The sequence below is a fragment of the Neorhizobium huautlense genome (assembly GCF_002968575.1).
Taxonomy (GTDB): Bacteria; Pseudomonadota; Alphaproteobacteria; order Rhizobiales; family Rhizobiaceae; genus Neorhizobium; species Neorhizobium huautlense.
This window is the reverse complement of record NZ_PVBM01000018.1, coordinates 17,992-42,426: the sequence shown is the minus strand read 5'-3', so window position 1 is coordinate 42,426 and position 24,435 is coordinate 17,992. Positions and strand designations below refer to the sequence as shown.

Sequence of the window (24,435 nt, the reverse complement as noted above, 5' to 3'; positions counted from 1 at the left end):
CTCGGTTGCCGTTGTGGGCGAAGCTCTTTGCGGCTCTTTGCCCTTTATGGAGGCATGATGCTTCAAGAAGCAATTTGCTGTCAACTAATCATTGACGTTTTATCGACGAAATGTTTTCGTTAATGCAAAGCAACGAGCGACAGGGGCGGAATATGACGATTGGCAAGTGGGATTTCTGGATCGATCGCGGCGGCACCTTTACCGACATCGTCGGCAGGAAGCCGGATGGAATGCTTATTGCGCATAAGGTTCTTTCCGAAAATCCTGAAGCCTACCGCGATGCCGCAGTGCAGGGAATTCGCGAGCTGCTGGACGTTCCCGCCGGCCAAGCGATTCCTGCCGATCGGATCGGCGCCGTAAAGATGGGTACGACAGTGGCCACGAACGCCCTGCTCGAACGGAAGGGCGAGCAGACGCTTCTCGTCACCACGCGCGGCTTCCGCGACGCTTTGGCGATCGGCTACCAGGCTCGCGCCGATATCTTTGCCAAGAAGATCATCAAACCGGAATTGCTGTATCAGGCGGTTGTCGAGGTGGACGAGCGCGTCCGCGCCGACGGGACCGTCGAGGCCACGCCGGACGAAACCGCAATCCGGTTGGCTCTCCAGAAGCACTTCGAGAACGGCTTCCGCGCCGTCGCCATCGTCTTCATGCACGCCTATCGTTACCCGGCTCATGAACAATTGGCGGCGAAAGTCGCCCGCGAGATCGGCTTCACCCAGGTTTCAGTCAGCCACGAAGTTTCGCCGCTGATCAAGCTGGTTGGCAGAGGCGATACGACGGTGGTCGACGCCTATCTTTCGCCGATCCTGCGCCGGTATGTGGATCAGGTTGCTGCCGAATTGGGCTCAGACGGAAAAGATGGCCCGCAGCTGATGTTCATGCAGTCTTCGGGCGGCCTCACCGCCGCCCGGCTCTTCCAGGGCAAAGACGCGATCCTCTCCGGGCCCGCCGGCGGGGTGGTCGGCGCAGTCGAAACATCGCGCCTGGCAGGCTTCGAACGGATGGTCGGCTTCGACATGGGCGGTACGTCCACGGACGTCTCCCACTACGACGGCGAGTTGGAACGTTCCTTCGAGACCGAGGTGGCCGGGGTGCGGATGCGCGCGCCGATGATGTCGATCCATACGGTCGCCGCCGGCGGTGGTTCGATCCTGCATTTCGAAAATGGACGGTTCCGGGTGGGCCCGGACTCAGCCGGTGCAAATCCCGGCCCGAAAGCCTACCGGCGCGGCGGACCGCTGACAGTCACCGACGCCAACGTGATGCTTGGAAAGCTGTCTCCGGACCTGTTCCCCAAGATCTTCGGCGCCAACCGCGATCAGCCGCTCGACGCAGGTGCCGTGCGTACCGCTTTCGAGGAGATGGCGACGGTCATCGGGGACGGGCGCTCCCCTGAAGAAGTGGCTGACGGGTTTGTCGCGATCGCGGTCGAAAACATGGCCAATGCGGTCAAGAAGATCAGCGTCCAGCGCGGCTACGACGTAACCCATTACGTGCTGACCTGCTTCGGCGGTGCCGGCGGCCAGCATGCCTGCCTGACGGCTGATGCGCTCGGCATCTCGACGGTGCTGATCCACCCATTCTCCGGGATTCTCTCCGCCTACGGCATGGGTCTGGCGGATATCCGCGCCACCCGCCAACGCACGGTTTCCGAAGAGCTTGCGGTGGCACTCGAAGCGCTCGACACCATCCGTGACGAGCTCACTGCAAGCGTGATCGAGGAAATGGCAAGCCAGGGAGTTTCCGGAGCCGGGGTAGCCGTGCTGCACCGAGCTCACCTGCGCTATCAGGGCACCGATACGACCTTGCCCGTGGTCCTCGGCGGCGTTGCCGACATGACCTCGGCATTCGAGACAGCCCACAGGAAACAATTCGGCTTCATCTTCGAGAACCGCGAGATCATATTCGAAGCCTACGAAGTCGAGGCGATCGGCGGCGGCGCGGATTCCGCCGAACCGGAATTTTCGCTGGACAGCGCCGCTCCGACCGCGACGGAACAAACGAAATTCTTCTCCGGCGGCGCATGGCGCGAGGCGCCGGTCTATGTCCGAGCGGACATCAAGCCGGGTGCCCATGCAAAGGGGCCATGCCTGATCGTCGAACCGCACCAGACGATCGTCGTGGAAGACGGTTGGGCTTTCGAGATCACCGGGCTCAACCATGTCGTCCTGAAACGCGTTGCCGAACTTTCCCGCGCGAAACCAGTCGGCACCCAGGCGGACCCCGTCCTGCTCGAAGTGTTCAACAATCTCTTCATGTCGATTGCCGAGCAGATGGGCGTGACCCTTCAAAACACCGCCTCCTCGGTCAACATCAAGGAACGGCTTGATTTTTCCTGCGCGGTTTTCGACGAGAACGGCGCACTGGTAGCGAATGCACCGCATATGCCGGTGCATCTTGGCTCCATGGACCGCTCGGTCGAAACCGTGATCGCCGCCAACAGGGGCAAGATCCGCCCCGGCGACGTTTTCGCGCTGAATGCCCCCTATAACGGCGGCACGCATCTGCCGGACATCACCGTCGTCACACCGGTCTTCGATCAAAAAGGCGAAAAGATCCTGTTCTACGTCGCTTCGCGCGGACATCATGCGGATGTCGGCGGAACCGCTCCGGGCTCAATGACGCCGCTTGCGACGACCGTCGACGAGGAAGGCGTGCTGTTCGACAACGTGCTGCTCGTCGACCGTGGTCGGTTCGACGAGACAGGCATCACAAGACTTCTTTCCGATCACCCCTACCCGGCCCGCAACGTGGCGCAGAACGTAGCCGACCTTCGCGCCCAGATCGCCGCCAACGAAAAGGGCGTGCACGAAATGCGCAAGATGATCGCGCAGTTCGGGCTGGACGTCGTGCGAGCCTATATGGGCCATGTGCAGGACAACGCGGAAGAAAGCGTCCGGCGCGTCATCGAAAAGCTGAACGACGCGGAATTTTCCTACCCCACCGACCAGGGCAGCATCATCAAGGTCAAAATCACGGTCGACAAGGAAAAGCGGGAAGCGACTGTCGATTTCACCGGAACAAGCCCCCAGAAAAAGGACAACTTCAATGCGCCGGAACCGGTGACGCGCGCTGCCGTGCTTTATGTGTTCCGCGTCATGGTGGAAAGCTCCATCCCGATGAATGCCGGCTGCCTGAGGCCGATCCGCATCGTCGTGCCTGAAGGGTCGATGTTGAAACCTCAATATCCGGCAGCTGTCGTCGCCGGCAATGTGGAAACCAGCCAGCATGTCACCAATGCGCTGTTCGGCGCGCTCGGCGCCATGGCCGCCAGCCAAGGAACGATGAACAACCTCACATTCGGCAATGCGACCTACCAGTATTACGAAACGTTATGCTCCGGATCACCGGCCGGCCGCTTCAATGACGGCACGGGTTTTTCCGGCACGGATGCCGTCCACGTGCATATGACCAATTCGCGCCTCACGGACCCCGAAATTCTGGAGACGCGTTATCCCGTTCTGCTGGAAGACTTCCACATCCGCGAGAATTCCGGCGGCAGGGGCAAGTGGTCGGCGGGCAACGGCACCAGGCGCACCATCCGTTTTCTCGAAAAGATGGACTGCGCCATCCTCTCCTCGCATCGGACGATCCGTCCGCATGGCCTCGCTGGCGGCGAGGAAGGCGAACTGGGGCATATGATCGTCCGCCGGCTGGACGGCACGCTCGAAGAACTTGGCGGCTGCGCCCAGACCGTCGTCAACGCGGGCGAAGCCGTCACCGTCGTGACGCCGACGGCAGGCGGCTATGGAAAAGCGGAGTGATCTGCCGTAACCGGAGGTCATGACAAAACAGATCGCGATCATCGGCGGCGGGCCGACAGGACTGATGGCGGCGGAGGTCCTCTCCACCGCCGGTCATGCGGTAACGCTTTACGAGGCCATGCCGACCTTCGGGCGCAAGTTCCTGTTGGCCGGCAAGTCCGGCCTCAACATCACCCATTCGGAGGAATATCGGCGATTCACGGGGCGATTTGGCGCGGCCTCCGCTCGCCTGCGTCCCGCGCTCGATGCCTTCACGCCGGAAGATGTCCGCCAATGGGCCGAGGGCCTAGGGGCTGAAACCTTCGTCGGCACGTCCGGCCGCGTCTTTCCGACTGTAATGAAGGCTTCACCGCTCCTGCGGTCCTGGCTGCGAAGGCTTGAGGCCCAAGGCGTAAAGCTCCGCACGCGGCATCGATGGGTCGGCTTCGTCGATGGCGGCTATCGGTTCGAGACACCGGATGGCGGAATTATACTTCACCCTGACGCAACGCTGCTCGCGCTCGGAGGGGCAAGCTGGCCACGGCTCGGCTCCGACGCTGCCTGGGTGCCCTGGCTGCAAGAGATGGGAATTACCATCAATGAATTTCAGCCGGCGAATTGCGGTTTCGACGTCGACTGGAGCGATACGTTTCGTCAGCGCTTTGAAGGAGCGCCCGTCAAATCCGTATCGGCCAGATCAGCCGCGGGCACGCTCCAGGGTGAATTCGTGATTTCCAAACATGGGATCGAAGGGAGCCTAGTCTATTCGCATTCGACCGCATTGCGAGACAGGCTGAAACGCCACGGACATGCAAACCTGGCCGTCGATCTTGCTCCGGGCCGATCGGTCGAACGCCTTGAGCGGGACCTCGCTCGGCAGGATACCAAAGCCAGCTTTGCCAATCGGCTTCGCAAGGGTGCCGGCCTGGAAGGCGTAAAGGCAGCTCTCATTCGCGAACTTGTTCCCCAGGCAAATCAGCTTCCGCCACAGGAGCTGGCAATCCTTATCAAGGGTCTGCCCATCCCGCTTCGTCGCCCGAGGCCCATCGCCGAAGCCATATCGTCTGCAGGCGGGCTCGATTGGAGCGAGCTCGACGGGAACTATATGCTGAAGGCGGTACCGGGGCTTTTTGCGGCTGGAGAAATGCTGGATTGGGAGGCGCCGACCGGCGGCTACCTGCTCACAGCGTGCTTTTCGACCGGGCGGGCTGCGGCTAAGGGTATCGAGAACTGGCTGCGGACGAAATAGGACTGGCCTGCGGCCGATATTTCCGATTTCTTTCCAACTATCCGGCATCGTTCCGGAAGAACGCATCCGCAACTCGATTCGCACAAAACAAGGGGAGGAAGGGGCCTCCATGAGCAGGGCAAGACGCCGCTATATCATCAAAAGAAGACGCACAGTTACCGGTTTGGCGCTCGTCGCAGCGATTTCCTTCGTCGCCGGAATGACCGACGCGGTCGGCCTCCTTCTTTCCGGTGATTTCGTTTCATTCATGACCGGCAACACCACCCGCGCTGCCTTGTCCTTCGCAAACAGCGACTATTCCCATGCGCTGATCCTTTATTTCGCCCTATGGGTTTTCGTCATCGGCAACGCGCTCGGCATCGTGCTTGCCCACACGCTTTCGGTGCTGCGAACCTTCGTCGTCCTCACGGGCGTCGCCGTGACACTTGCCGTAGCGGCGTTCCTTCCCGAGGCTGAATATCCGCGGATACAGTTTTACCTCGTCATTCTGGCCATGGGCATGATCAACGCAACCGTCGAACATATCGAAGGGTTGCCGATCGGCCTCACCTATATCACCGGTGCGCTGTCGCGCTTCGGGCGCGGGATCGGCCGCTGGATCGTGGGGGATCGCAATCCGACAGGGTGGGTCATTCAGACGGTGCCTTGGACGGGCATGGCGTGTGGCGCCGTGTCCGGGGCGTTCGTCACAAAATATCTCGGCAACAATGCCCTTTGGGTCGTCGTGTTAGCTGTGGTTTTTCTGGCCTTCGCCACCATTCTTTTGCCACGGTCCCTGCATCTGCATTTCCACCAGCAGCCGATGGGGGCCGCAAGGCGTCGCGCATAGACACTTCCGAAGGGCCATATGTTCCTGCTTTCAAAGCTTTTTTGGGTGTTCGCCCAGCCGCTGTCGGTCGCATTTCTGTTGAGCGCCGTGGCGGCACTGCTTGCCTTTGCCGGACGGCGCAGGCTCAGCGGCCTTTCCGCGCTGCTCGCCGCTCTCGTTCTGCTCGTTACACTCTTCACGACGACAGGCACCGTGGCGCTGCAGATACTGGAAGCGCGCTTTGCGAGGCAGGCCTCAGATCCAGTGGATGTTGCCTGCATGATCGTACTCGGCGGGGCCTTCGACAACGAGATCAACACGGCGCGCGGCGGCATTGAGCTCAACCAGGCGGCCGACCGTTTTGTCGAAGCGCTGCGGCTCGCGCGAAATCATCCGCAGGCACGGCTCCTGATTTCAGGTGGAGACGGATCGATCAGCGGCGGCTACGAAGGCGAAGCCCAAACCGCCGAACGCTTCTTTGCCGCTTTCGGCGTGGCGACAGACCGGCTGGTCAAGGAGAATGCCTCGCGGACGACCTATGAGAATGCCCTCAAGACAGCCGAGCTCCTGAAAAGCGAGGGGCTCGAAAATTGCCTGCTGATCACCTCGGCCTATCATATGCCGCGATCGGTCGGTCTTTTCCGTAAAGCGGGAATCGCGTTCGCGCCCTGGCCGGTGGACTACCGTACAAGCGGTGTCGTCGCTTGGTCGGTGGATTTTACGCAACCGTCTCTCAACGCCCAACTTGCCACCACCGCCGCACGGGAATGGATGAGCCTTGTCGCCTACTATCTGACGGGGCGAATCGGGACGACTTTTCCGCAGTGACTATTTCTTCGAGATCGTCAGGAAGCGCCCGCCCTTTACACGCACACGCATCTCACATGGTTCGGCGTCGGTGCGGTCGCAATAGCGCGGGTGCATCTTCAACAGGAAGACCATATTGCCGAAATACTTGACGAAATCGTAGCCGTAGAGTTGCGCGGTAGCGATCATGAAATAGCCACCCTCCTTGGCCTGCAGGTAGAAGTTATAGGGGCATCCGTCATTGCTGCAGGCCGGGCCGCGTTTCCCGTCGCAGACGAGTTTGCCGTGGTTCGACACGAGGTCGATAATCCCGTCGTTGTTGATATCGAACCGTTCGATGAAGCCCGGATCGAACTGGGCGATCTTGCACTCGCTGCGGAAATGATCCTTTTCATAGATTTCCGGATCGCTGACGAGCTGCTGCTGCCCGTGGGCAAGAGCAGGAGCCAGGATCAGCGCCACGACCTGGGCGAGAACGATCAGGAGCCTCTTCACGGCTTTCCTCCGCAAATTCATCTGTTTACGGCGCGCAACCACCGATGGCGGGCGCGACTATCCGCGGTTATGGTAGGTTCTGCCACTTGCGCGACGCTGGAGTTTGCATGTCACTGCTGATGATGCTCGATTATGCCGGTGTCGCTCTGTTTGCGGCAACAGGTGCCCTTGCCGCCTCGCGAAAGGAGCTCGACCTCGTCGGCTTCCTCTTCTTTGCCGCCGTCACCGGGCTCGGCGGCGGCACGTTGAGAGACATCATCCTGGGGCGAACGCCGGTCTTCTGGGTTCTGGATCCCACCTATATCCTGATCTGCGTGACAACCGGCGCCTTCGTTTTCTGCACGGCGCATCGTGTGGAGTGGCGTTATCGGATGCTGATCTGGCTCGATGCGGTAGGGATTGCCGCCTACAGCGTACTTGGAGCGGCCAAAGGTCTTGATGTCTCCGGGTCTCCAACCATTGCCATCGTCACCGGCGCACTGACCGCAGCATTCGGAGGTATCCTCCGCGATCTTCTCGCCAACGAACCATCCGTCCTTCTCCGCCCTGAAATCTATATTACCGCAACTCTTGCCGGGGCTGGCACCTTTACCGCAGCGAACGCCCTCGATCTGCCGCTCTCCGTCAGCTCCGGCCTGGGGGCGGCAGCCGCGTTCCTGCTGCGCGGCGGCGCAATCCATTACGGCTGGACCTTGCCGCGATACAGACCACGGCCGGGCAGGCCTGCGTCGGAAGCCATCAAAGGGAAAAGAGGGGAGTAAGCCTTTATATCAGGCCTTCTTCTCGCGCAGGCGGATAATCACATCCACATGGGCTATTTCCATGCCCTCCGGAGCTTCCGGCAGGTTGCCGATCTCCAGGTTGCTCACGGGAATATCCATGACTTCGTTTCGGCCCTCCACGAAGAAGTGATGATGGTCCGAAATATTCGTGTCGAAGTAGGTTTTGGCGCTCTCGACCGCAAGGACCCGGATCATGCCGGCCTCGGTAAACTGATGAAGCGTATTATATACCGTGGCAAGCGACACCGGAACGCCTGCTGCCGTCGCCTCTTCGTGCAGTTCCTCGACAGTCAGATGACGGTCGCCCTTGGCGAACAGCAGGTCGGCGAGTGCCACACGCTGCCGGGTCGGACGCAGGCCAGAATGGCGCAATCTCGTCTCGATGTCAGTAATGGCTTCAGCCATAGTACCTGTCAGCTCCCACCGTGCATGTGAATATAAGGTATCTTGACTTTGCGATATAACTTTTACAGGCACCACTTTCAATACTTTCCGGAGGATACCCCTCTTAACGTGCCGAAAATCGCGTTATTTCCTCCACAAGCCTCTGGTTTGCGCTCGTAGCTTCCTATATGCGAACCTGAACAGACGGATGTTCCCGCATCTGGCCGCCATCCCCGGGCGGAATGTGGGGCGCTGTCGGCACGCTTTAAATCCGACCATTCTTGCAATAATGGTCACACAACAAAAGGTCGAAGGCTTCAACGGGGGGAACGGAATTTTATGGCAAGCAGACAGTCCAGCTTCTCTTATGAAGAACTTATTGCCTGTGCACACGGCGAGCTATTCGGGCCTGGCAACGCACAGTTGCCCCTGCCGCCCATGTTGATGGTTCACCGCATCACGGATATCTCCGAAACGGGCGGCGCTTTCGACAAGGGCTACCTTCGGGCAGAATACGATGTGCGCCCCGACGACTGGTATTTTCCCTGCCACTTCGAAGGCAACCCGATCATGCCTGGCTGCCTGGGTCTCGATGGGATGTGGCAGCTGACCGGTTTCTTCCTGGGCTGGCTCGGCGAGCCGGGCCGTGGCATGGCGCTCTCCACCGGCGAAGTGAAGTTCAAGGGCATGATCCGCCCGGACACCAAGCTTCTGGAATACGGCATCGACTTCAAGCGCGTGATGCGCGGCCGACTGGTGCTCGGCACCGCCGATGGCTGGCTGAAGGCGGATGGGGAAACCATTTATCAGGCGACCGACCTCCGTGTAGGCCTGTCGAAGGAAAAGGCAGCCTGACGGCGGCTCGTGCCGAAACAGGACAGTAAGAAAAGGTTTTGATGAGATGAGACGGGTAGTTGTCACGGGTCTCGGTATCGTATCTTCGATCGGAAGCGATGCCGCCGAAGTCACCGAATCCTTGCGTCAGGCAAAGTCCGGCATTTCATTCTCCCCAGATTTTGCCGAACACGGCTTCAAATGCCAAGTCTGGGGCAGACCGTCGCTTGACCCGACCGATCTCGTGGACCGTCGCGCCATGCGCTTCCTGTCCCAAGGCGGCGCATGGAACCATGTTGCGATGAAGCAGGCGATTGCGGATTCGGGACTGGAGGAAAAGGACTACAGCGAGAACGAGCGTACCGGCATCATCATGGGCTCTGGCGGCCCGTCCACGCGGACGCTGATCGAAGCGGCAGAAATCACCATCAAGAACAACAGCCCGAAGCGGATCGGTCCGTTCGCCGTGCCGAAGGCCATGTCTTCGACGGCCTCCGCAACGCTTGCAACCTGGTTCAAGATCCACGGCGTGAACTATTCCATCTCGTCGGCCTGCTCGACCTCCGCCCATTGCATCGGCAACGCGGCGGAGATGATCCAGTGGGGCAAGCAGGATGTCATGTTTGCCGGCGGCCACGAAGATCTCGACTGGACGATGTCGAACCTTTTCGACGCCATGGGCGCCATGTCGACGAAATATAACAATGATCCCGACAGGGCATCGCGCGCCTATGACGTCGACCGCGACGGGTTCGTAATTGCCGGCGGAGCGGGCGTTCTGGTTCTGGAAGAACTTGAGCATGCAAAGGCCCGCGGCGCAAAGATCTACGCCGAACTCGTCGGCTACGGCGCCACCTCGGACGGGTACGACATGGTCGCTCCCTCCGGCGAGGGCGCCGTGCGGTGCATGCGTCAGGCGCTTGCAACCGTAAAGGGCGACGTGGACTACATCAATACTCACGGCACCTCCACACCGGTCGGGGATTCCAAGGAGATCGGCGCCATCCGCGAAGTGTTTGGCGCAAAGATACCTCACATCCAGTCGACAAAGTCACTGACCGGCCATTCGTTGGGCGGTGCCGGCGTGCAGGAATCGATCTACAGCCTCCTGATGATGCAGGAAGGTTTCATCGGCGAGAGCGCCCATATCGAGAACCTCGATCCGGAATTCGAAGGCGTGCCGATCGTTCGCAGCCGCATCGACAATGCCAAGATCGATATTGCTCTTTCCAATTCCTTCGGGTTTGGCGGCACCAATGCCACGCTCGTCTTCCAGCGCTACAACGGATAATTCCATGACGGGAATCATGCAGGGGAAACGCGGCCTGATCATGGGGGTCGCCAACAACCATTCTATCGCCTGGGGGATTGCCAAGGCAGTCGCTGCCCAAGGGGCCGAGCTTGCCTTCACCTTTCAGGGCGACGCGCTGGGGAAACGCGTGAAGCCGCTTGCGGCGGAACTCGGTTCCGATTTCGTCGTGTCTTGTGACGTAGAGGATATCGCTTCGGTCGATGCGACTTTCGCGGCCATCAAGGAACGCTGGGGTACCCTGGACTTCCTCGTCCACGCCATCGGCTTTTCCGACAAGAACGAGCTGAAAGGCCTTTACGCGGACACGACGCGGGAAAACTTCAGCCGGACGATGGTCATTTCGTGCTTCTCATTCACCGAAATCGCCAAGCGCGCCGCCGAGCTGATGCCGAATGGCGGCTCAATGCTGACGCTGACTTACAACGGCTCCCAGCGCGTGATTCCCAACTACAATGTCATGGGCGTTGCCAAGGCGGCTCTGGAGGCGTCGGTTCGCTATCTCGCGGCCGATTACGGCCCGCGCGATATCCGCGTCAATACGATCTCGGCCGGTCCGGTGCGCACACTGGCGGGCGCCGGTATTTCCGATGCCCGCGCCATCTATTCATGGAACCAGCAGAACGCCCCGTTGCGCCGCACGCCGACCATCGAGGATATCGGCGGATCAGCGCTCTATCTTCTGTCGGATCTTTCCCGCGGCGTTACAGGGGAAGTTCATTACGTCGACGCCGGCTACAGCATCACCTCGCTGCCGACGCTCGAAAAGCTCCGCAAAGCCGACGTGGAATAATCCCGAAGCCTCAGGAATAATAAGAAAAGACCCTGCCGATGATGTCGGCAGGGTCTTTTTTTATGACTTATTTTTTTGCCCAGAGAACCTTGAACCGAGCGTTGCGGCAGGTCTCACCGTGCTCCCGGAAATCAGATGCCAGAACCGGCTCGTAGGGCAGGCCGCGATTGGCGACCAGCATCAATCGGCCACCGTTCTTAAGTGCAGCCGCCGCTGTCCGTATCATCGTCCTGCCGAGTTCCGGATCGGCGGCCTGAGCTTCATGAAACGGCGGGTTCATGATCACCAGGTCGTATTTTTCCTTCGGCGGCTCGGCGCCCAGATCCTGCCAGTAGAAGCGAGCGTTAAGGTTCGGGCAGTTGCGGGCAAGATTCTTCTTAGCGAATTCCAGCGCTTGATAATCTGCTTCGAAAAGATCGATGCGATTTACCCGCGGCGACTTTTCCGCCAGCATCACGGACAGATAGCCCCAACCGGCGCCGAAATCGGCGGCGTTGCCATCGAAATCCGTCGGCAGGCGACCGGCCAGGAGTTCCGAACCCGGATCGATGCGGTCGTGGGAAAACATGCCGGGCGCGGCTTCGAACCGGCCTTCAAATGTCACGGGCTGCTTCTTCAATGCCTTGATCGCCGCATCGGCGTTTTCCGGCCGCGCGAACCACACCGCCACACCGTGGTATTTCGGTGTGTAGTCCAGCTCGATCCCGAGCTTCAGAAGCGTGTTTCTGAGCGGTTGGATGCCGTCTTCCTTGCCGCCCGCAATAACGATCATGCCTCCCGCCCGGACCCGCTCCAGAGCCTCCGCCGTGCGGTTTTCGTTCTCGCCGCGATGCTTGCCGCAGAGAACCAACCCCACGTCATAGCCGTCGCCTTCGGCTTCGGGAAACGCACCTTCCCGCAGAGTGCGGAAAAGCGGCCGGAAGGGTTGCACGGCTGTTATCTCACCCGCGAAGCCCTCAGGCAGGATACTGCCGCCTTCTGCGCCCAGGAAGATCACGCGTTCACCGTCACGGGGCATGGGAACCGCGTCTGTGACGAAGGGATGAAGCAGGGTTTTCAAAGCGTCGCGGCTCATTGTCGTTCTCTGGGCAGGTGTCTGTTTCAGCTAAAGAAAAGGCGCGGAAGAGCTTCCGCGCCTCAATTTTCTCCCTGGGAGGAAGGAAGCTTACTCGGCGGCTTCGCCGTCGGCCTTCTTCTTCTCCTGCGGGATCTCCTGGCCGGTGGCCTGGTCGACAACCTTCATCGACAGACGAACCTTGCCACGCTCGTCGAAGCCCATCAGCTTGACCCAGACCTTGTCGCCTTCCTTGACGACGTCCTGGGTCTTGGCAACCCGCTCGGAGGCGAGCTGCGAGATATGCACTAGGCCATCACGGGCGCCGAAGAAGTTCACGAAGGCGCCGAAATCAGCGGTCTTGACGACCGTGCCTTCGTAGATCTGGCCGACTTCCGGTTCGGCGACGATCGAGTGGATCCACTTGCGGGCCGCTTCGATCTCCTTGGCGGACGAAGAGGCGATCTTGACGGTGCCGTCGTCTTCGATGTTGATCTTGGCGCCGGTCTTCTCGACGATTTCGCGGATGACCTTGCCGCCCGAACCGATGACTTCGCGAATCTTGTCGACCGGAATGTTCATCACTTCGATGCGCGGCGCGAATTCGCCGAGCTGGCCGCGGCTTTCGGTGATGGCATTCGCCATCTCGCCGAGGATGTGCTTGCGGCCGGCCTGGGCCTGGCTGAGAGCGACCCTCATGATCTCTTCGGTGATGCCCGCGATCTTGATGTCCATCTGCAGTGAGGTGATGCCGTCGGAGGTACCTGCAACCTTGAAGTCCATGTCGCCGAGATGATCTTCGTCGCCGAGGATATCGGAGAGAACCGCAAACCGATCGCCTTCGAGGATCAGGCCCATGGCGATACCGGCAACCGGCTTTGCAAGCGGAACGCCGGCATCCATCAGAGCGAGCGAGGTGCCGCAGACGGTTGCCATCGAGGACGAGCCGTTGGACTCGGTGATTTCCGAGACGACGCGCAGCGTGTAGGGGAACTGCTCGGCAGACGGAAGCATCGGGCGAATCGCACGCCATGCAAGTTTGCCATGGCCGATTTCGCGGCGGCCCGGGGAGCCCATGCGGCCGGTCTCACCCACGGAATAGGGCGGGAAGTTGTAATGGAGCAGGAAGCGCTCCTTGTACATGCCGGTCAAGCTGTCGACATACTGCTCGTCTTCACCGGTGCCAAGCGTGGCAACGACGATCGCCTGCGTTTCACCACGGGTGAAAAGTGCCGAACCGTGGGTGCGCGGCAGAATGCCGACTTCCGAGACAATCGCACGAACGGTTTCCAGATCGCGACCGTCGATGCGGCTCTTGGTGTCGAGAATGTTCCAGCGAACGATCTTTGCCTGCAGGTGCTTGAAGATGGCACCGACTTCTTCAGCCGTGTACTTTGCTTCACCCTCTTCCGGCAGGAAGTGAGCCTTGACCTTCGCCTTGACGGCGTCGACAGCGGCGTAACGCTCAGCCTTCTGGGTGTTTTTATAAGCTTCGCGGAGTTCGGCCTCGAAATGCTGGAGCATTTCGGCCTCGAGCGCGGAATAATCTTCCGGCTGGAAATCGCGCGGCTCCTTGGCGGCCACTTCGGCAAGCTTGATGATTGCGTCGATCACCGGCTGGAAACCGCGATGTCCGAACATGACGGCGCCAAGCATGATGTCTTCCGGAAGCTCCTTGGCTTCGGATTCGACCATCAGAACGGCATCTTGCGTACCGGCGACGACGAGGTCGAGGCTCGATTCATCCATCTCGTCGAGATGCGGGTTCAGGACGTATTCGCCGTTGATATAGCCAACGCGCGCGCCGCCGACCGGACCCATGAAAGGAACGCCGGAAAGCGTCAGCGCGGCCGAGGTCGCAACCATTGACAGGATGTCCGGGTTGTTTTCAAGGTCGTGCTGAACAACGGTGACGACAACCTGCGTATCGTTCTTGTAGCCTTCCGGGAAAAGCGGGCGGATGGGGCGATCGATCAGGCGGGAAACGAGGGTCTCGTTCTCGCTCGGACGGCCTTCGCGCTTGAAATAGCCGCCCGGGATCTTGCCGGCGGCATAGGTCTTTTCCTGGTAGTTGACAGTCAGCGGAAAGAAATCCTGGCCCGGCTTCGGCGCCTTGGCAGACACCACGGTGGCAAGAACGACCGTCTCGCCATAGGTTGCGAGCACGGCCCCGTCAGCCTGGCGGGCGATCTTGCCCGTTTCCAGCTTCAGCGGGCGACCTGCCCATTCGATTTCTACGGAGTGGGTATTGAACATGTCTTGTCCTTCAATGCGGAAGCACACGCACCGCCTGTTCCGGCGCAACGCATGATCGACCGCAATCAATGTGACGCATCATGGGCAAGACAACAGGAGGCTTCTGGCGGTGGTCTCTTGTTAAGAAAACCTGGCCAAAGCACTCGAGCTTTGGCCGAAAGCATCCGGCAATCCTGCCCCATGACAGGTCAGTGGTTGCTGGCGAAACCGGCCCATCCGGGTTCGCCGTAGGTTCCTGCCGTACTATTTAGCGCACAGCGAGATATTGTCATCGGGCAAGGCCCGAAAAGCAAACGGCGGGCACCGTTTCCAGGCCCGCCGGAAGAGTTCTTAGCGGCGGATACCCAGGCTGCCGATCAGCTTGGTGTAGCGCCCTTCGTCCTTCTTCTTGAGATAATCAAGAAGGGAGCGGCGGCTCGAAACCAGCGTCAGGAGACCACGACGGGAGTGGTTGTCCTTCTTGTGGTCCTTGAAGTGTTCGGTCAGGTTGTTGATGCGTTCCGTGAGGATCGCGACCTGTACTTCCGGGGAACCCGTATCACCTTCGGTGGTAGCGTATTCCTTGATGAGGGCGGCTTTGCGCTCTGCAGTGATCGACATCGTACGATCCTTTCTATGGAGAGGAATAAGGGACGCCAAAAGCCGGGATGTCGTCCAGCCTTGGCCGTGAAACCGCAAAAAGGAGCCCCAAAGGCCACCTTTATGCTGGCGCTGCCTATAAACCATTCACCGGCGGATTGGAAGAGCCGATGTTCGGGGCTTCGGAGCGGTTAGCCGAAGACCCGTTTCGGGCGGAATTCGCCCTGTCCGATCTCGCCGATTGCGACCAGTTTTCCCCGCACCGTCGCATAAGCCTCCGCTTCCGCCAGCGGAGCATCGCGGCCGCGCAGGATTACGGGATTGCCCATCTTCAGACGATGCGCCTGATCGTCGGTCACCGGCAGATGCGGCAGGTTCGAAAGCGCCTCAGCCGTATCGATCAGGAATTCATCGAGCGCGGCCAGACGTTCGTCGCGGTCCTCGATCGTTTCCAGCGCTACGAGATCGGCGAGCGGCACCATCTTGTCCTCCCCGAACGGGGCGACGAATGTGCGGCGCAGTTCGGAGATATGCCCGTAGCAGCCGAGATCACGGCCGAAATCACGAGCCAAAGCGCGAACGTAGGTTCCCTTGCCGCATTCAACCTCGAAATGCGCCTTGTCGGTGCTCGTGCCGAGCAGCGTCAGGCGGAAAATCTCCACCTCACGGGACGGAATTTCAACCGTCTCACCGTCGCGGGCGAGGTCATAGGCACGCTCGCCGGCGATCTTGATTGCCGAGAACTGCGGCGGGATCTGGCTGATCGCGCCGGTGTATTTTGGCAGGAGATCGCGGATCGACTGTTCGTCGGGTCGCGCGTCTGACGCGGCCGTAACTTCACCTTCGAGGTCGTCAGTCGAGCGCTCCTCGCCCCAGCTGACGGCGAATTCATAGATTTTGCGACCATCCATGACGTAAGGAACAGTCTTCGTCGCATCGCCGAGCGCGATCGGCAGCATGCCGGAGGCAAGCGGATCGAGCGTGCCGGCGTGCCCTGCCTTCTGGGCGTTGAAAAGCCATTTGATCTTGGAAACGGCTTCGGTCGAGCCGAAATCGATCGGCTTGTCGAGGATCAGCCAGCCGGAAACCGGCCGGCCTTTGGGTTTGCGTGGTTTGGACATGCGTTCTCTGGTTATTCCTGGTCTTCACTATCGCCGTCGAGGTCCCGCTGGACTTCCGGCGACCGCAAGAGCTCGTCGATTTTCTTGTAGTTGTCGAAACTGGTATCGTCGCGGAAACGGACTTCCGGCATGTATTTCATCTGCCGAAGCTGGCCGGCGAGCCTACCGCGGATGAATTTGGCGTTGCGGTTGAGCGCATCGATGACGGCCTTGTGGTCCGGAAGCCCAAGCGGAGTGACGTAAGCCGTCGCAATCTTCAGGTCCGGCGACATACGCACTTCGGATACCGAGATCACGGTCTTTTCGATCAGGTCGTCGCGCACGTCGCCGCGCTGCAGGACCTGGGTTATGGCGGCGCGGACCTGTTCGCCAACGCGAAGCATGCGCTGAGACGGCGCCGAGGATGTAGCCTTTGTCATTTTGTTTCTCTTCCAAAGCGCCGACGGGGCTCGTCCCATATCCGGCGCTACATCACGTAAAGGCGGTCCAAATGACGGAGACGCGGTCAAAGGTCAAGGCTTTAGGTACAGCTATCTCGATGCGGAGCACAATTCCGCAATCTCAATCGAGCTTTTCCAGATAGGGCACATCGTGCGGACTGACCTGCCGCGTCACCAGTGCGATCCGGTTGATCGCCCGTTCCTGCGAGACTTGAAGATGCCGCTTGAGCGACTCTGCAGCCTCCTCGACCCTCCCAGCCTGCAGACGCTCGACGATTTCCAGATGTTCGGCGAGGAACGGCTCGGTGCCGAAGAGCCGCGGCATCCATTGATAGAGGAACCGATGCGTCACAAGGAGCGCCTGCGGCAGGCTGATTGCCTGCATCAGTGTCCGATTTTCGCAGTTACCGAGCAGGGTGATATGTAGCTCTTCCTCCAGTCGGTCGAGATCCGGTCCTGTAAGGTCGCCTGCCTTTTCGATCGCCACTTCCAGATTGGCACGCATTCCGGCGATAAACTGCGGCGAAGTCTTCGCCGCAGCCTTTTCCAGCGCCACCGGTTCCAAGAGCCACCGCAGCTCGTAGAGATCGCCCACGTAATCAGGCGTCATAGCCGGTGCGATCCATCGCGAACGCTCATCCTTGCGGACTATGCCGCGCTGCTGCAATCGACCAACGACATCACGAGCCACGGTACGGCTGACGTCGTAGAACCGGGCGAGCTCCGTCTCGTTGACGCGCCAGCCGGCAAAGGAACACCGGGCTGCGATCTCGCTTTCGACCTCGCCGTAGATCTTTTCCCAGCTGGAGAATTGTGTCAGGCGAAGGTCCTCAATCGGCTGGACACGCGCAATGGCTTCCATGCCGCCAAAGGCGTTGGAGCGGACGGCATAACCCCGACCAAGTGATTTTTCGAGGAGACCGCGCCGTTCCAGCTCGACCAGGGCCTGCCGGGCAGGAGCACGACTGATCTTGAACTGTTCAGCCACGGAGGACTCGTTGAGACGTACACCGCTCGCCAGGCTGCCCTCAGCGATGCGGGTCGCTAGAATTTCGAAAACCTGCTGGTAGAGACGAGGGGCAGCGCCCGCCGCCGGCCTCTGCCGCTGCCGTTCCACGCTGCTCATGCGCGCCGTCTCCTGTCCGCGATCATCTTGAGGACGCGATATCTGTTTTCGGAAATTTTACCAGCTGACTCGCTACCGTTCAATTCATGCGTCCCGGCGCCGCCGCCGAAAACAATAGGTACAAAGTTCTTGATACAAGCCTTATGATGTCTAGTGTACACATGGTACATTAATTCGCGAAAACGCTCGAACAGGACGATCCTATGAACACAAAACCGGCTGCCGAAGAGGTTGTTATGCGCGTCTCCGTCGAGGAAGCTGATCGGTTCTGCCGGGCGGTACTGCTTGCCGTCGGAGCCGATGAAGCCACGACCGGTGCCGCCACGCGCGCCATGATGCATGGTTCCCGGCTGGGCGTTGACAGCCACGGGATCAGGCTTCTCGATCACTATGTGGCCGTCATGACAGGAGGACGGGTCGACCCGCGGCCCGACATGCGCATCACCCAGACCGGCGCGGCGGCTGCCTGGCTCGATGCGGGCCATGGCCATGGAGCGCTCGCCGCCTATCGCGCCATGGAAAAGGCTATCGAGCTCGCTGAAACTGCCGGCATCGGTGCGGTCTCCATCCGCAACAGTTCACATTTCGGGCCGGCCGGCGCCTATGCGTTGGAGGCGGCGGCGAAAGGCTATGTCGGCGGCGCTTTCTGCAACTCGGACAGCTTCGTTCGTCTCCACGATGGCGCAATGCGCTTTCACGGCACCAACCCGATTTCCTTTGCCGTACCTGTTCAGGGTCAAAATCCATGGCTCCTGGATATGGCAACGAGCGCCATACCCTACAATCGCGTGAAACTTTACCGCAGCCTCGGACGAGAACTTCCGCCCGCCGTCGCTTCGGATATCGAAGGCACAGACACGCAGGATCCTTCGATTGTGGAAATGCTGGCTCCACTCGGAGCGGAATTCGGTTTCAAGGGAGCGGGACTGGCGGGCCTTGTAGAAATCCTGAGCGCCGTTCTTTCAGGCATGGGGCTGAGTTTCGACCTGCTGCCGATGAACGGGCCGGATTTTTCCACGCCCCGCGCCCTTGGCGCCTTTGTTGTGGCGATAAGACCCGGCGCCTTCGTTTCCGAAGAGGTCTTCCAGGCCGGCATGCACCGTTACCTCGAGGCGTTGCGCAGTTCGCCCGCAAGAGACGGTATGCAGGTCATGGCTCCGGGAGACCGGGAGTGGGCGGTCGCGGAGGAACGCCGCCAGCGCGGCATCCCTCTCGATCCCGCAACCCGCGAGTCCTTCGCCAAACTCGCCGGGCAATACGGATTGGAAGCGCCCCTCATGGCGCCATGAGATACCGGTTGGAGCCGGTTGTCTTATATATAACTGCAGGAGAATTTCGCGTTTCCGGCGGTGACGTCAGAAGAGCGCGTCGTCAATGTCCTCGTCGGACATAACCGTTGCGACAGCGGTGACCTCCACCGGGGGGGCCGTACCCAACACCTCGGCGTGCAGTTCACGTTCCGCAACCATGGTGTAGAGACGAGCTATGCGGGCGCCGAGATCGGCGAGCGGTTCCTCAATGCCGGGCGCTTCAGACACGGGACCGTCAAGCTCAAGTTCCCTGGCACAGGAGCGCAGCACTTCCCCGAGCTCGGCATTGAAGTTGAGGCGCGCCAGCGACGCATCCATCTCGCCCACAGCCGTCTTGCTCTGGTCACCGAGTGCTGCCATCTGGGCATCCATCCGGTCACCCACCACGCGGATATTTTCGAGCGCCGCAGCCAGGCGCAGATCGAGAGATTCCTCTTCGCTTTCACCCTGAACGCCATTCAGCTTGCTGGAAGCGGCCTCCAAAGCGTGGAGTTCCGCGAGAATCTTCTCGGCCGTCTCGTCAAGCAAGGCCGCGAAATTCCGGAGCTCGGCGGTGACGACGTTGATTGCTCTGCCCTCTTCGCCGATCTTGCCGCAACGCAAGTTTGTGTTAAGCGCCATGTAGTGAATGTCGGTGCGCACAGCCCGGACGATGCCGATACCATCGAGCAATTGCTGCACCGTCCTGCCAGTCGATCGGCTAAGTTCGCTTGCCTGGCTGGCAACGTCCTCCACGTTCCGTACGGCGCTGCGGGCATCCGCCACGCTGTTTTCTAGCTCACGGATCGCGCTCTCGCCCCCACCGGAGCCGTTCTCGGCTGTCGCGGCACGCAGCGCCTCGATCTCCGACAGGTCAGAGCGAAAACTTGCAACGGTGGCGACGATTTTCGTCGTGTCCCGATCGAAATCCAAGATCGACTGATTGAGCTGCTGGGATACCAGCATGCGAATGATCAGCGACAGGCTCTCGCGCTGCTCCTCGCTCAATCCGGCGGCAGCGGGTGATCGCAGGTATTCCGACAAGATCCGGAGGCTCGACTGGCAATGCTCGATGCGCTGGCGGGTAATGTCACCGACTTGCATTGCCGAAAGCGTCGTAGCCAACTTCGTCTGGATGGCACCGGCCACGGCGCGCACTCTGACAGCGCGCTCGACCAGCGATTTGCGATGCTTGCCGATCTCCGCTGCGCCCTCCGTGAGCCCTTCCACAATGCGCGGCACCGTCTTGTCATAACTTGCCAAAGTCGCCTTGCCCTTGACCATGACGGGACCCAGGCCTTGGCCAAGTGTGCTGAGCTTGCCGGCAAAGTCATTGACCTGCCGCGTGCCCTCCTGGATTCTTTCCAGAATTTCCTCGGCGAAACCGGCAAAGTCCGAAATACCGGCCCCGGTGATCTTTGCGGTCACGGCAAAGGTTCGCAGGTAGCGCAGCGTCTCCTGCATCTCCTCGATCTGCGGCTGAAGCTTGCGTTCCGTTAGTGCGATTTCCTGAAATCCCACTTGGCGGACAGCTTCCAGTTCCGTCAGGTGCGATAGCCGGTCCACGGTATTCTTTAATTCCGCCATGGTGGCGTTCGCCGTTCCCTCATCAAGCGAGCCCGTCAACTGATCGAGCGAGCCTATCAGCTTGTTGAGTACGTCGAGAATGGACAGAAGCGCGGCACCGCCCTCAAGGAATCGTTCCTCGATACGCGACCGGGCCGCCTCCATCCGGTCAATAAAGAACAGAATGCCCTCGGAGCTTTCCGCGACCTCAAAAACTGATGCCCTGACAGCCACTTTGCCTCACCTTTCAGCCCCCGATGGGGCTTTCTCCTGCCGAAACTCGGGCGATGAACTCGCCTGCATCCTTTTGGAACAGGGCCACACCAGAAAGTCGTGGCGTGAGTTTGCCCTGCGCAGGGACTGATCTTTGGGTGAAGGGGTTAATTCCTACGAAACAGGCCGCTGGTTTTGCCGCTTGTAGTTAATTTTTCGCTCCGAAAACGGATGCGAATTACAACTTATTATAATTACGCCGCGAAATTTCGCCACGGGCCATTAACACCCCATTAACGATGTAAGGTCAGTGTTTTGCAGGTATTTCAGCTGTTGCGGAATTATATTGAGGTTCGATGTCCATCGCCGATTTTAAAGAAGATTGCTTTCATCTGCCACCGAACCTGACGGTACGCGCGATAAGTGCTATCCGGCAGGAAATGCTCCAGCTGATCGACAAGAACAGGTCCACAACCATTGCGTTTGCGGATGACTGCCAGGTGGACATCAGCTTTGTTCAGCTGATGGAAGCTGCGCGCATCTATGCCGTTTCCGCCGGGAAAAACATCGCGCTCGCCGAGCCTGCCAACGGCCCGGTTCTCGATGTCCTGGAACGCAGCGGGTTCCTCGAAGGAATGTCCGCTGACGATGCAACATTCTGGCTTCATCAAGGGGGAATTCAATGAGCGCCAGTATCCTCACGGTCGACGATTCCGCCAGCATCCGACTGACGACCCGCGTTGCCCTCAGCAATGCCGGTTATCAGATTACCGAAGCGGTGGACGGAATGGACGGGATCGCCAAGCTCAATGCCGGCCAGTTCGATCTGATCGTTACCGATCTCAACATGCCGAACATGGACGGCCTGACGATGATCCGCGAGCTGCGCAAGATGCCGGCTCACATGGGGGTCCCGGTGATCTTCCTGACGACGGAATCCGATAACGACATGAAGCAGCAGGCAAAAGCGGCCGGCGCCACCGGATGGCTGACAAAGCCTTTCGACCCGGAGAGCCTCGTGAAAATCGTCCGAAAGGTGCTTGGCAAATGAGCTTTCCCGATCCTATCGCGGTTTTCAGAACGGAAGCGGCCGAGCTTCTGGAACAGATCGAAGCCGGCCTTCTCGACCTGAACGTAAACCTCGGCGACAAGGATCGGATAGACGCGGTATTCCGCGGTCTCCACACATTGAAGGGCTCGGGAGCCATGTTCGGCTTCGACGCCCTCGCCGCCTTCACCCATCACTGCGAAACTGCCTTCGATCGCGTCCGCAAGGGCGAGGTTCCGGCGACCCAGGCACTGGTCACCGCCGTTCTTGAAGCGAAGGACCATATGCGGGCACTGGTGGAAACACCGGCCGGCGATCATGAGGCAACCAGCGAGGCATTGCTCGCAAACCTGAGGGCAGCCGTCGAAGGCGCCGATAATCCCAGCGCGGCTCAGGCCCTAAGTGCACCTGCCCGGACCTTATTCAAGATTCGCTTCAGCCTGCCGCAGAACGCGATGGCGAACGGAACGAATCCTCTTCCGTTGCTTGACGAACTGCGCGAGCTTGGCGAATGCAGGATTGTCGCCGACCGTTCCGCAATTCCGTCACTTGATCTTCTCTCCCCCACGGATCTCCACATCTCCTGGAATGTAGAGCTGCTGACGTCCCAGCCCCGCTCGGCAATCGAGGATGTCTTCATCTTCGTCATGGACGACATGCAGCTGGAGATTACCGCCGTCGAGGCCGCCACTTCCGCCGCAAGGTCCCCGGAAAGTCGGGAGACACCGGTCCAGCCAGTCGAGCCAGTCGCAACGGAGCCCGTCACGGCTTCAGCGTCGCGCGTATCGGCCCCTGTGACTGTCGCTCCACTCCCAACCGACGCCAAGGCCAGCAAAACTTCCGAAAATGTCCGCGTACCCGCCGAAAAGCTCGACGAACTGATGGACCGGGTCGGAGAGCTGGTGATTGCCCAATCCCGCCTCAGCCAGCTTGCGGGTGGCAGCGGCGATCTGCAGTTGCGCGCCGTTTCGGAAGACGTGGAACGCCTCTCCGGCGAGCTTCGGGATACCATGATGGTGCTGCGCATGGTGCCGGTCACCCAGCTCTTCGGCCGGTTCCGCCGACTTGTGCACGATCTTTCCCACGAGACCGGGAAGATGATCGAGCTCGTCACCGAGGGCGAAAGCACCGAAGTCGATAAAAGCGTCATCGAGCGACTTGCAGATCCGCTCGTCCATCTCGTCCGCAATTCCTGCGATCACGGGCTGGAAACACCGGATGAACGCCTTGCAGCCGGCAAGCCTCAGGCGGGACGGATCATGCTCTCCGCCCGCCAGCAGGCGGGCGAGGTCATCATCACCATCAAGGACGATGGCCGCGGCATCAACCGGGAGCGGGTACGGGCAAAGGCGGAAGCATCGGGCCTCATTCCGCCGAACGCGAACCTCACCGATCAGGAACTCTATCAGCTTATCTTCCAGCCGGGCTTTTCGACGGCGCAGCAAGTCACCAATCTCTCCGGCCGCGGCGTCGGCATGGACGTGGTCAAGCGGACCATCGACGCCCTGCGCGGCACGATCAACGTGGCCAGCCATGCGGGCCAGGGCTCTGAAATCTCGCTGGCGATCCCTCTGACTCTGGCGATCATCGACGGGCTGCTCGTCCGCGTCGGCGCCGGCCGTTACGTCATTCCACTCTCTGCCGTCGAAGAATGTCTGGAACTGTCGATCGAGGAAGACATGCGCTCACGCGGACGCAGCTTCATCTCGCTGCGCGACAGCCTGGTGCCCTTCCTCCGGCTCCGCGACCTCTTCCGCACCGGCACCAAACCAGATCCTTTCCAGAAAGTAGTGGTCATTTCGACCGGCTCGGAACGCGTGGGGCTGGTGGTCGACCAGATCATCGGCGACCACCAGACCGTCATCAAGGCCATGTCGAAACTGCATCATGACGTCGCGACCTTTTCCGGTGCGACCATCCTCGGCGACGGCGACGTGGCGCTGATTCTCGACGTCGGACATCTGGTGACCGAAGGACAACAACAGGAGGCGCATCTGCGGGCGGCCGGATGAACGAAGCAGTCAGAAAGATTTCGGAAGACCTCTGGAACGGCCGTAACGAGCTGGAAGTCCTCACATTCGACATCGCCGGCGAGATGTTTGCGCTGGAAGCCGTGATCGTACAGGAAATCCTGGATCTCCTGCCCGAGACCGTGGTCCCGGGGGCCAAAGCCTTCGTGGGATGCGTGATCAACTTCCGCGGCAAGGTTATTCCGCTTGCCGACATACGGCTCGCTTTCGGTATGGAAGCGACGAAACCGACCATCGACAGCCGTATCATCGTCATCGCGATCAACATCGATGGCGAGCCTGTTCTCGCCGGCATCCGTACGGACAAGGTCCACGAGGTGACGACACTCCTTCGTGCTGCGGGCGAGCCGCCGCCGAGCGTGGGCATGCGTTGGCGGCCGGATTTCATCGAATGCCTCGTCAAGCGAGGGACGGAATTCATCATCGTCCCCAATCTCAATGCGATTTTTGCCGCCGAGGCAGATCGCATCAATTCATCCATCTCCCACGGCTCAGCACAAAGGTGA

At 60.1% G+C, this 24,435-nt stretch carries 22 protein-coding genes; 13 read left to right on the top strand and 9 right to left on the bottom strand.

What is annotated here, in order from left to right:
* Positions 1–152: 152 nt before the first annotated feature.
* The 4 genes from C5L12_RS18730 (at position 153) to C5L12_RS18715 (ending at position 6,631) form a co-directional block, all read left to right on the top strand.
* The gene (locus C5L12_RS18730; RefSeq protein ID WP_105373574.1) at positions 153–3,767 is read left to right on the top strand and encodes a hydantoinase B/oxoprolinase family protein; all 3,615 of its coding nucleotides are present in this window, start codon (positions 153–155) and stop codon (positions 3,765–3,767) included.
* 19 nt (positions 3,768–3,786) lie between these two features.
* Positions 3,787–4,995, top strand: coding sequence for a TIGR03862 family flavoprotein (locus tag C5L12_RS18725; RefSeq protein ID WP_105373573.1), 1,209 nt, complete (start codon positions 3,787–3,789; stop codon positions 4,993–4,995).
* A 109-nt stretch (positions 4,996–5,104) separates the two neighbouring features.
* The gene (locus C5L12_RS18720; protein ID WP_105373572.1) at positions 5,105–5,824 is read left to right on the top strand and encodes a YoaK family protein; all 720 of its coding nucleotides are present in this window, start codon (positions 5,105–5,107) and stop codon (positions 5,822–5,824) included.
* Positions 5,825–5,842: 18 nt separating this feature from the next.
* Positions 5,843–6,631 carry a YdcF family protein gene (locus tag C5L12_RS18715; protein ID WP_105373571.1) on the top strand — a complete coding sequence of 263 codons (789 nt, stop codon included), beginning with the start codon at positions 5,843–5,845 and terminating at the stop codon, positions 6,629–6,631.
* Here the strand turns inward: C5L12_RS18715 and C5L12_RS18710 are convergent, their stop codons facing one another.
* A complete protein-coding gene (locus tag C5L12_RS18710; RefSeq protein ID WP_105373570.1) occupies positions 6,632–7,105 on the bottom strand; it encodes a hypothetical protein in 474 nt (157 codons plus the stop codon).
* 107 nt (positions 7,106–7,212) lie between these two features.
* Here C5L12_RS18710 and C5L12_RS18705 point away from each other — a divergent pair, with 107 nt between their 5' ends.
* Positions 7,213–7,866, top strand: coding sequence for a trimeric intracellular cation channel family protein (locus tag C5L12_RS18705; protein ID WP_105373569.1), 654 nt, complete (start codon positions 7,213–7,215; stop codon positions 7,864–7,866).
* Positions 7,867–7,875: 9 nt separating this feature from the next.
* Here C5L12_RS18705 and irrA read toward each other — a convergent pair whose 3' ends face one another.
* A complete protein-coding gene (gene irrA / locus C5L12_RS18700) occupies positions 7,876–8,292 on the bottom strand; it encodes an iron response transcriptional regulator IrrA (protein ID WP_105373568.1) in 417 nt (138 codons plus the stop codon).
* Positions 8,293–8,610: 318 nt separating this feature from the next.
* Here irrA and fabA point away from each other — a divergent pair, with 318 nt between their 5' ends.
* From fabA to fabI, 3 genes are read left to right on the top strand one after another with little or no spacing between them, the layout of a single operon-like run.
* Positions 8,611–9,126, top strand: a complete 516-nt coding sequence (fabA, locus tag C5L12_RS18695; protein WP_105373567.1) for a 3-hydroxyacyl-[acyl-carrier-protein] dehydratase FabA — start codon at positions 8,611–8,613, stop codon at positions 9,124–9,126.
* A gap of 46 nt (positions 9,127–9,172) precedes the next feature.
* A complete protein-coding gene (gene fabB, locus C5L12_RS18690; RefSeq protein WP_105373566.1) occupies positions 9,173–10,396 on the top strand; it encodes a beta-ketoacyl-ACP synthase I in 1,224 nt (407 codons plus the stop codon).
* A gap of 4 nt (positions 10,397–10,400) precedes the next feature.
* Positions 10,401–11,207, top strand: coding sequence for an enoyl-ACP reductase FabI (fabI, locus tag C5L12_RS18685; protein WP_105373565.1), 807 nt, complete (start codon positions 10,401–10,403; stop codon positions 11,205–11,207).
* 67 nt (positions 11,208–11,274) lie between these two features.
* On the opposite strand, the gene C5L12_RS18680 is transcribed toward fabI, so the two are convergent.
* The 6 genes from C5L12_RS18680 to C5L12_RS18655 all read right to left on the bottom strand — a co-directional run bounded on the left by C5L12_RS18680 (position 11,275) and on the right by C5L12_RS18655 (position 17,783).
* Complete coding sequence (locus C5L12_RS18680; protein ID WP_105373564.1) at positions 11,275–12,282, bottom strand: class I SAM-dependent methyltransferase; 1,008 nt, start codon at positions 12,280–12,282, stop codon at positions 11,275–11,277.
* A gap of 90 nt (positions 12,283–12,372) precedes the next feature.
* The gene (gene pnp / locus C5L12_RS18675; RefSeq protein WP_105373563.1) at positions 12,373–14,517 is read right to left on the bottom strand and encodes a polyribonucleotide nucleotidyltransferase; all 2,145 of its coding nucleotides are present in this window, start codon (positions 14,515–14,517) and stop codon (positions 12,373–12,375) included.
* Positions 14,518–14,847: 330 nt separating this feature from the next.
* Positions 14,848–15,117 carry a 30S ribosomal protein S15 gene (gene rpsO, locus C5L12_RS18670; RefSeq protein WP_105373562.1) on the bottom strand — a complete coding sequence of 90 codons (270 nt, stop codon included), beginning with the start codon at positions 15,115–15,117 and terminating at the stop codon, positions 14,848–14,850.
* Positions 15,118–15,287: 170 nt separating this feature from the next.
* Positions 15,288–16,217 carry a tRNA pseudouridine(55) synthase TruB gene (gene truB / locus C5L12_RS18665; protein WP_105373561.1) on the bottom strand — a complete coding sequence of 310 codons (930 nt, stop codon included), beginning with the start codon at positions 16,215–16,217 and terminating at the stop codon, positions 15,288–15,290.
* 11 nt (positions 16,218–16,228) lie between these two features.
* Complete coding sequence (rbfA, locus tag C5L12_RS18660) at positions 16,229–16,636, bottom strand: 30S ribosome-binding factor RbfA (protein WP_105373560.1); 408 nt, start codon at positions 16,634–16,636, stop codon at positions 16,229–16,231.
* A gap of 142 nt (positions 16,637–16,778) precedes the next feature.
* On the bottom strand, positions 16,779–17,783 hold the full coding sequence (locus tag C5L12_RS18655; RefSeq protein WP_105373559.1) for a GntR family transcriptional regulator: 1,005 nt from the start codon (positions 17,781–17,783) through the stop codon (positions 16,779–16,781).
* A 203-nt stretch (positions 17,784–17,986) separates the two neighbouring features.
* Here C5L12_RS18655 and C5L12_RS18650 point away from each other — a divergent pair, with 203 nt between their 5' ends.
* On the top strand, positions 17,987–19,072 hold the full coding sequence (locus C5L12_RS18650) for an Ldh family oxidoreductase (protein WP_245422969.1): 1,086 nt from the start codon (positions 17,987–17,989) through the stop codon (positions 19,070–19,072).
* A gap of 66 nt (positions 19,073–19,138) precedes the next feature.
* Here the strand turns inward: C5L12_RS18650 and C5L12_RS18645 are convergent, their stop codons facing one another.
* Entirely contained in the window at positions 19,139–20,872 is a 1,734-nt protein-coding gene (locus tag C5L12_RS18645) for a hypothetical protein (protein ID WP_105373558.1), read from the bottom strand.
* A 335-nt stretch (positions 20,873–21,207) separates the two neighbouring features.
* On the opposite strand from C5L12_RS18645, the gene C5L12_RS18640 reads away from it, so the two are divergent.
* From C5L12_RS18640 to C5L12_RS18625, 4 genes are read left to right on the top strand one after another with little or no spacing between them, the layout of a single operon-like run.
* Entirely contained in the window at positions 21,208–21,537 is a 330-nt protein-coding gene (locus tag C5L12_RS18640) for a hypothetical protein (protein WP_105373557.1), read from the top strand.
* Complete coding sequence (locus tag C5L12_RS18635; RefSeq protein WP_105373556.1) at positions 21,534–21,902, top strand: response regulator; 369 nt, start codon at positions 21,534–21,536, stop codon at positions 21,900–21,902. Before C5L12_RS18640 ends, C5L12_RS18635 begins: the two co-directional genes overlap by 4 nt.
* Positions 21,899–23,911 (top strand): chemotaxis protein CheA, encoded by a 2,013-nt coding sequence (locus C5L12_RS18630; RefSeq protein WP_105373555.1) that lies wholly within the window; start codon positions 21,899–21,901, stop codon positions 23,909–23,911. The genes C5L12_RS18635 and C5L12_RS18630 overlap by 4 nt, the downstream gene beginning before the upstream one ends.
* Positions 23,908–24,435 carry a chemotaxis protein CheW gene (locus tag C5L12_RS18625; protein ID WP_105373554.1) on the top strand — a complete coding sequence of 176 codons (528 nt, stop codon included), beginning with the start codon at positions 23,908–23,910 and terminating at the stop codon, positions 24,433–24,435. The genes C5L12_RS18630 and C5L12_RS18625 overlap by 4 nt, the downstream gene beginning before the upstream one ends.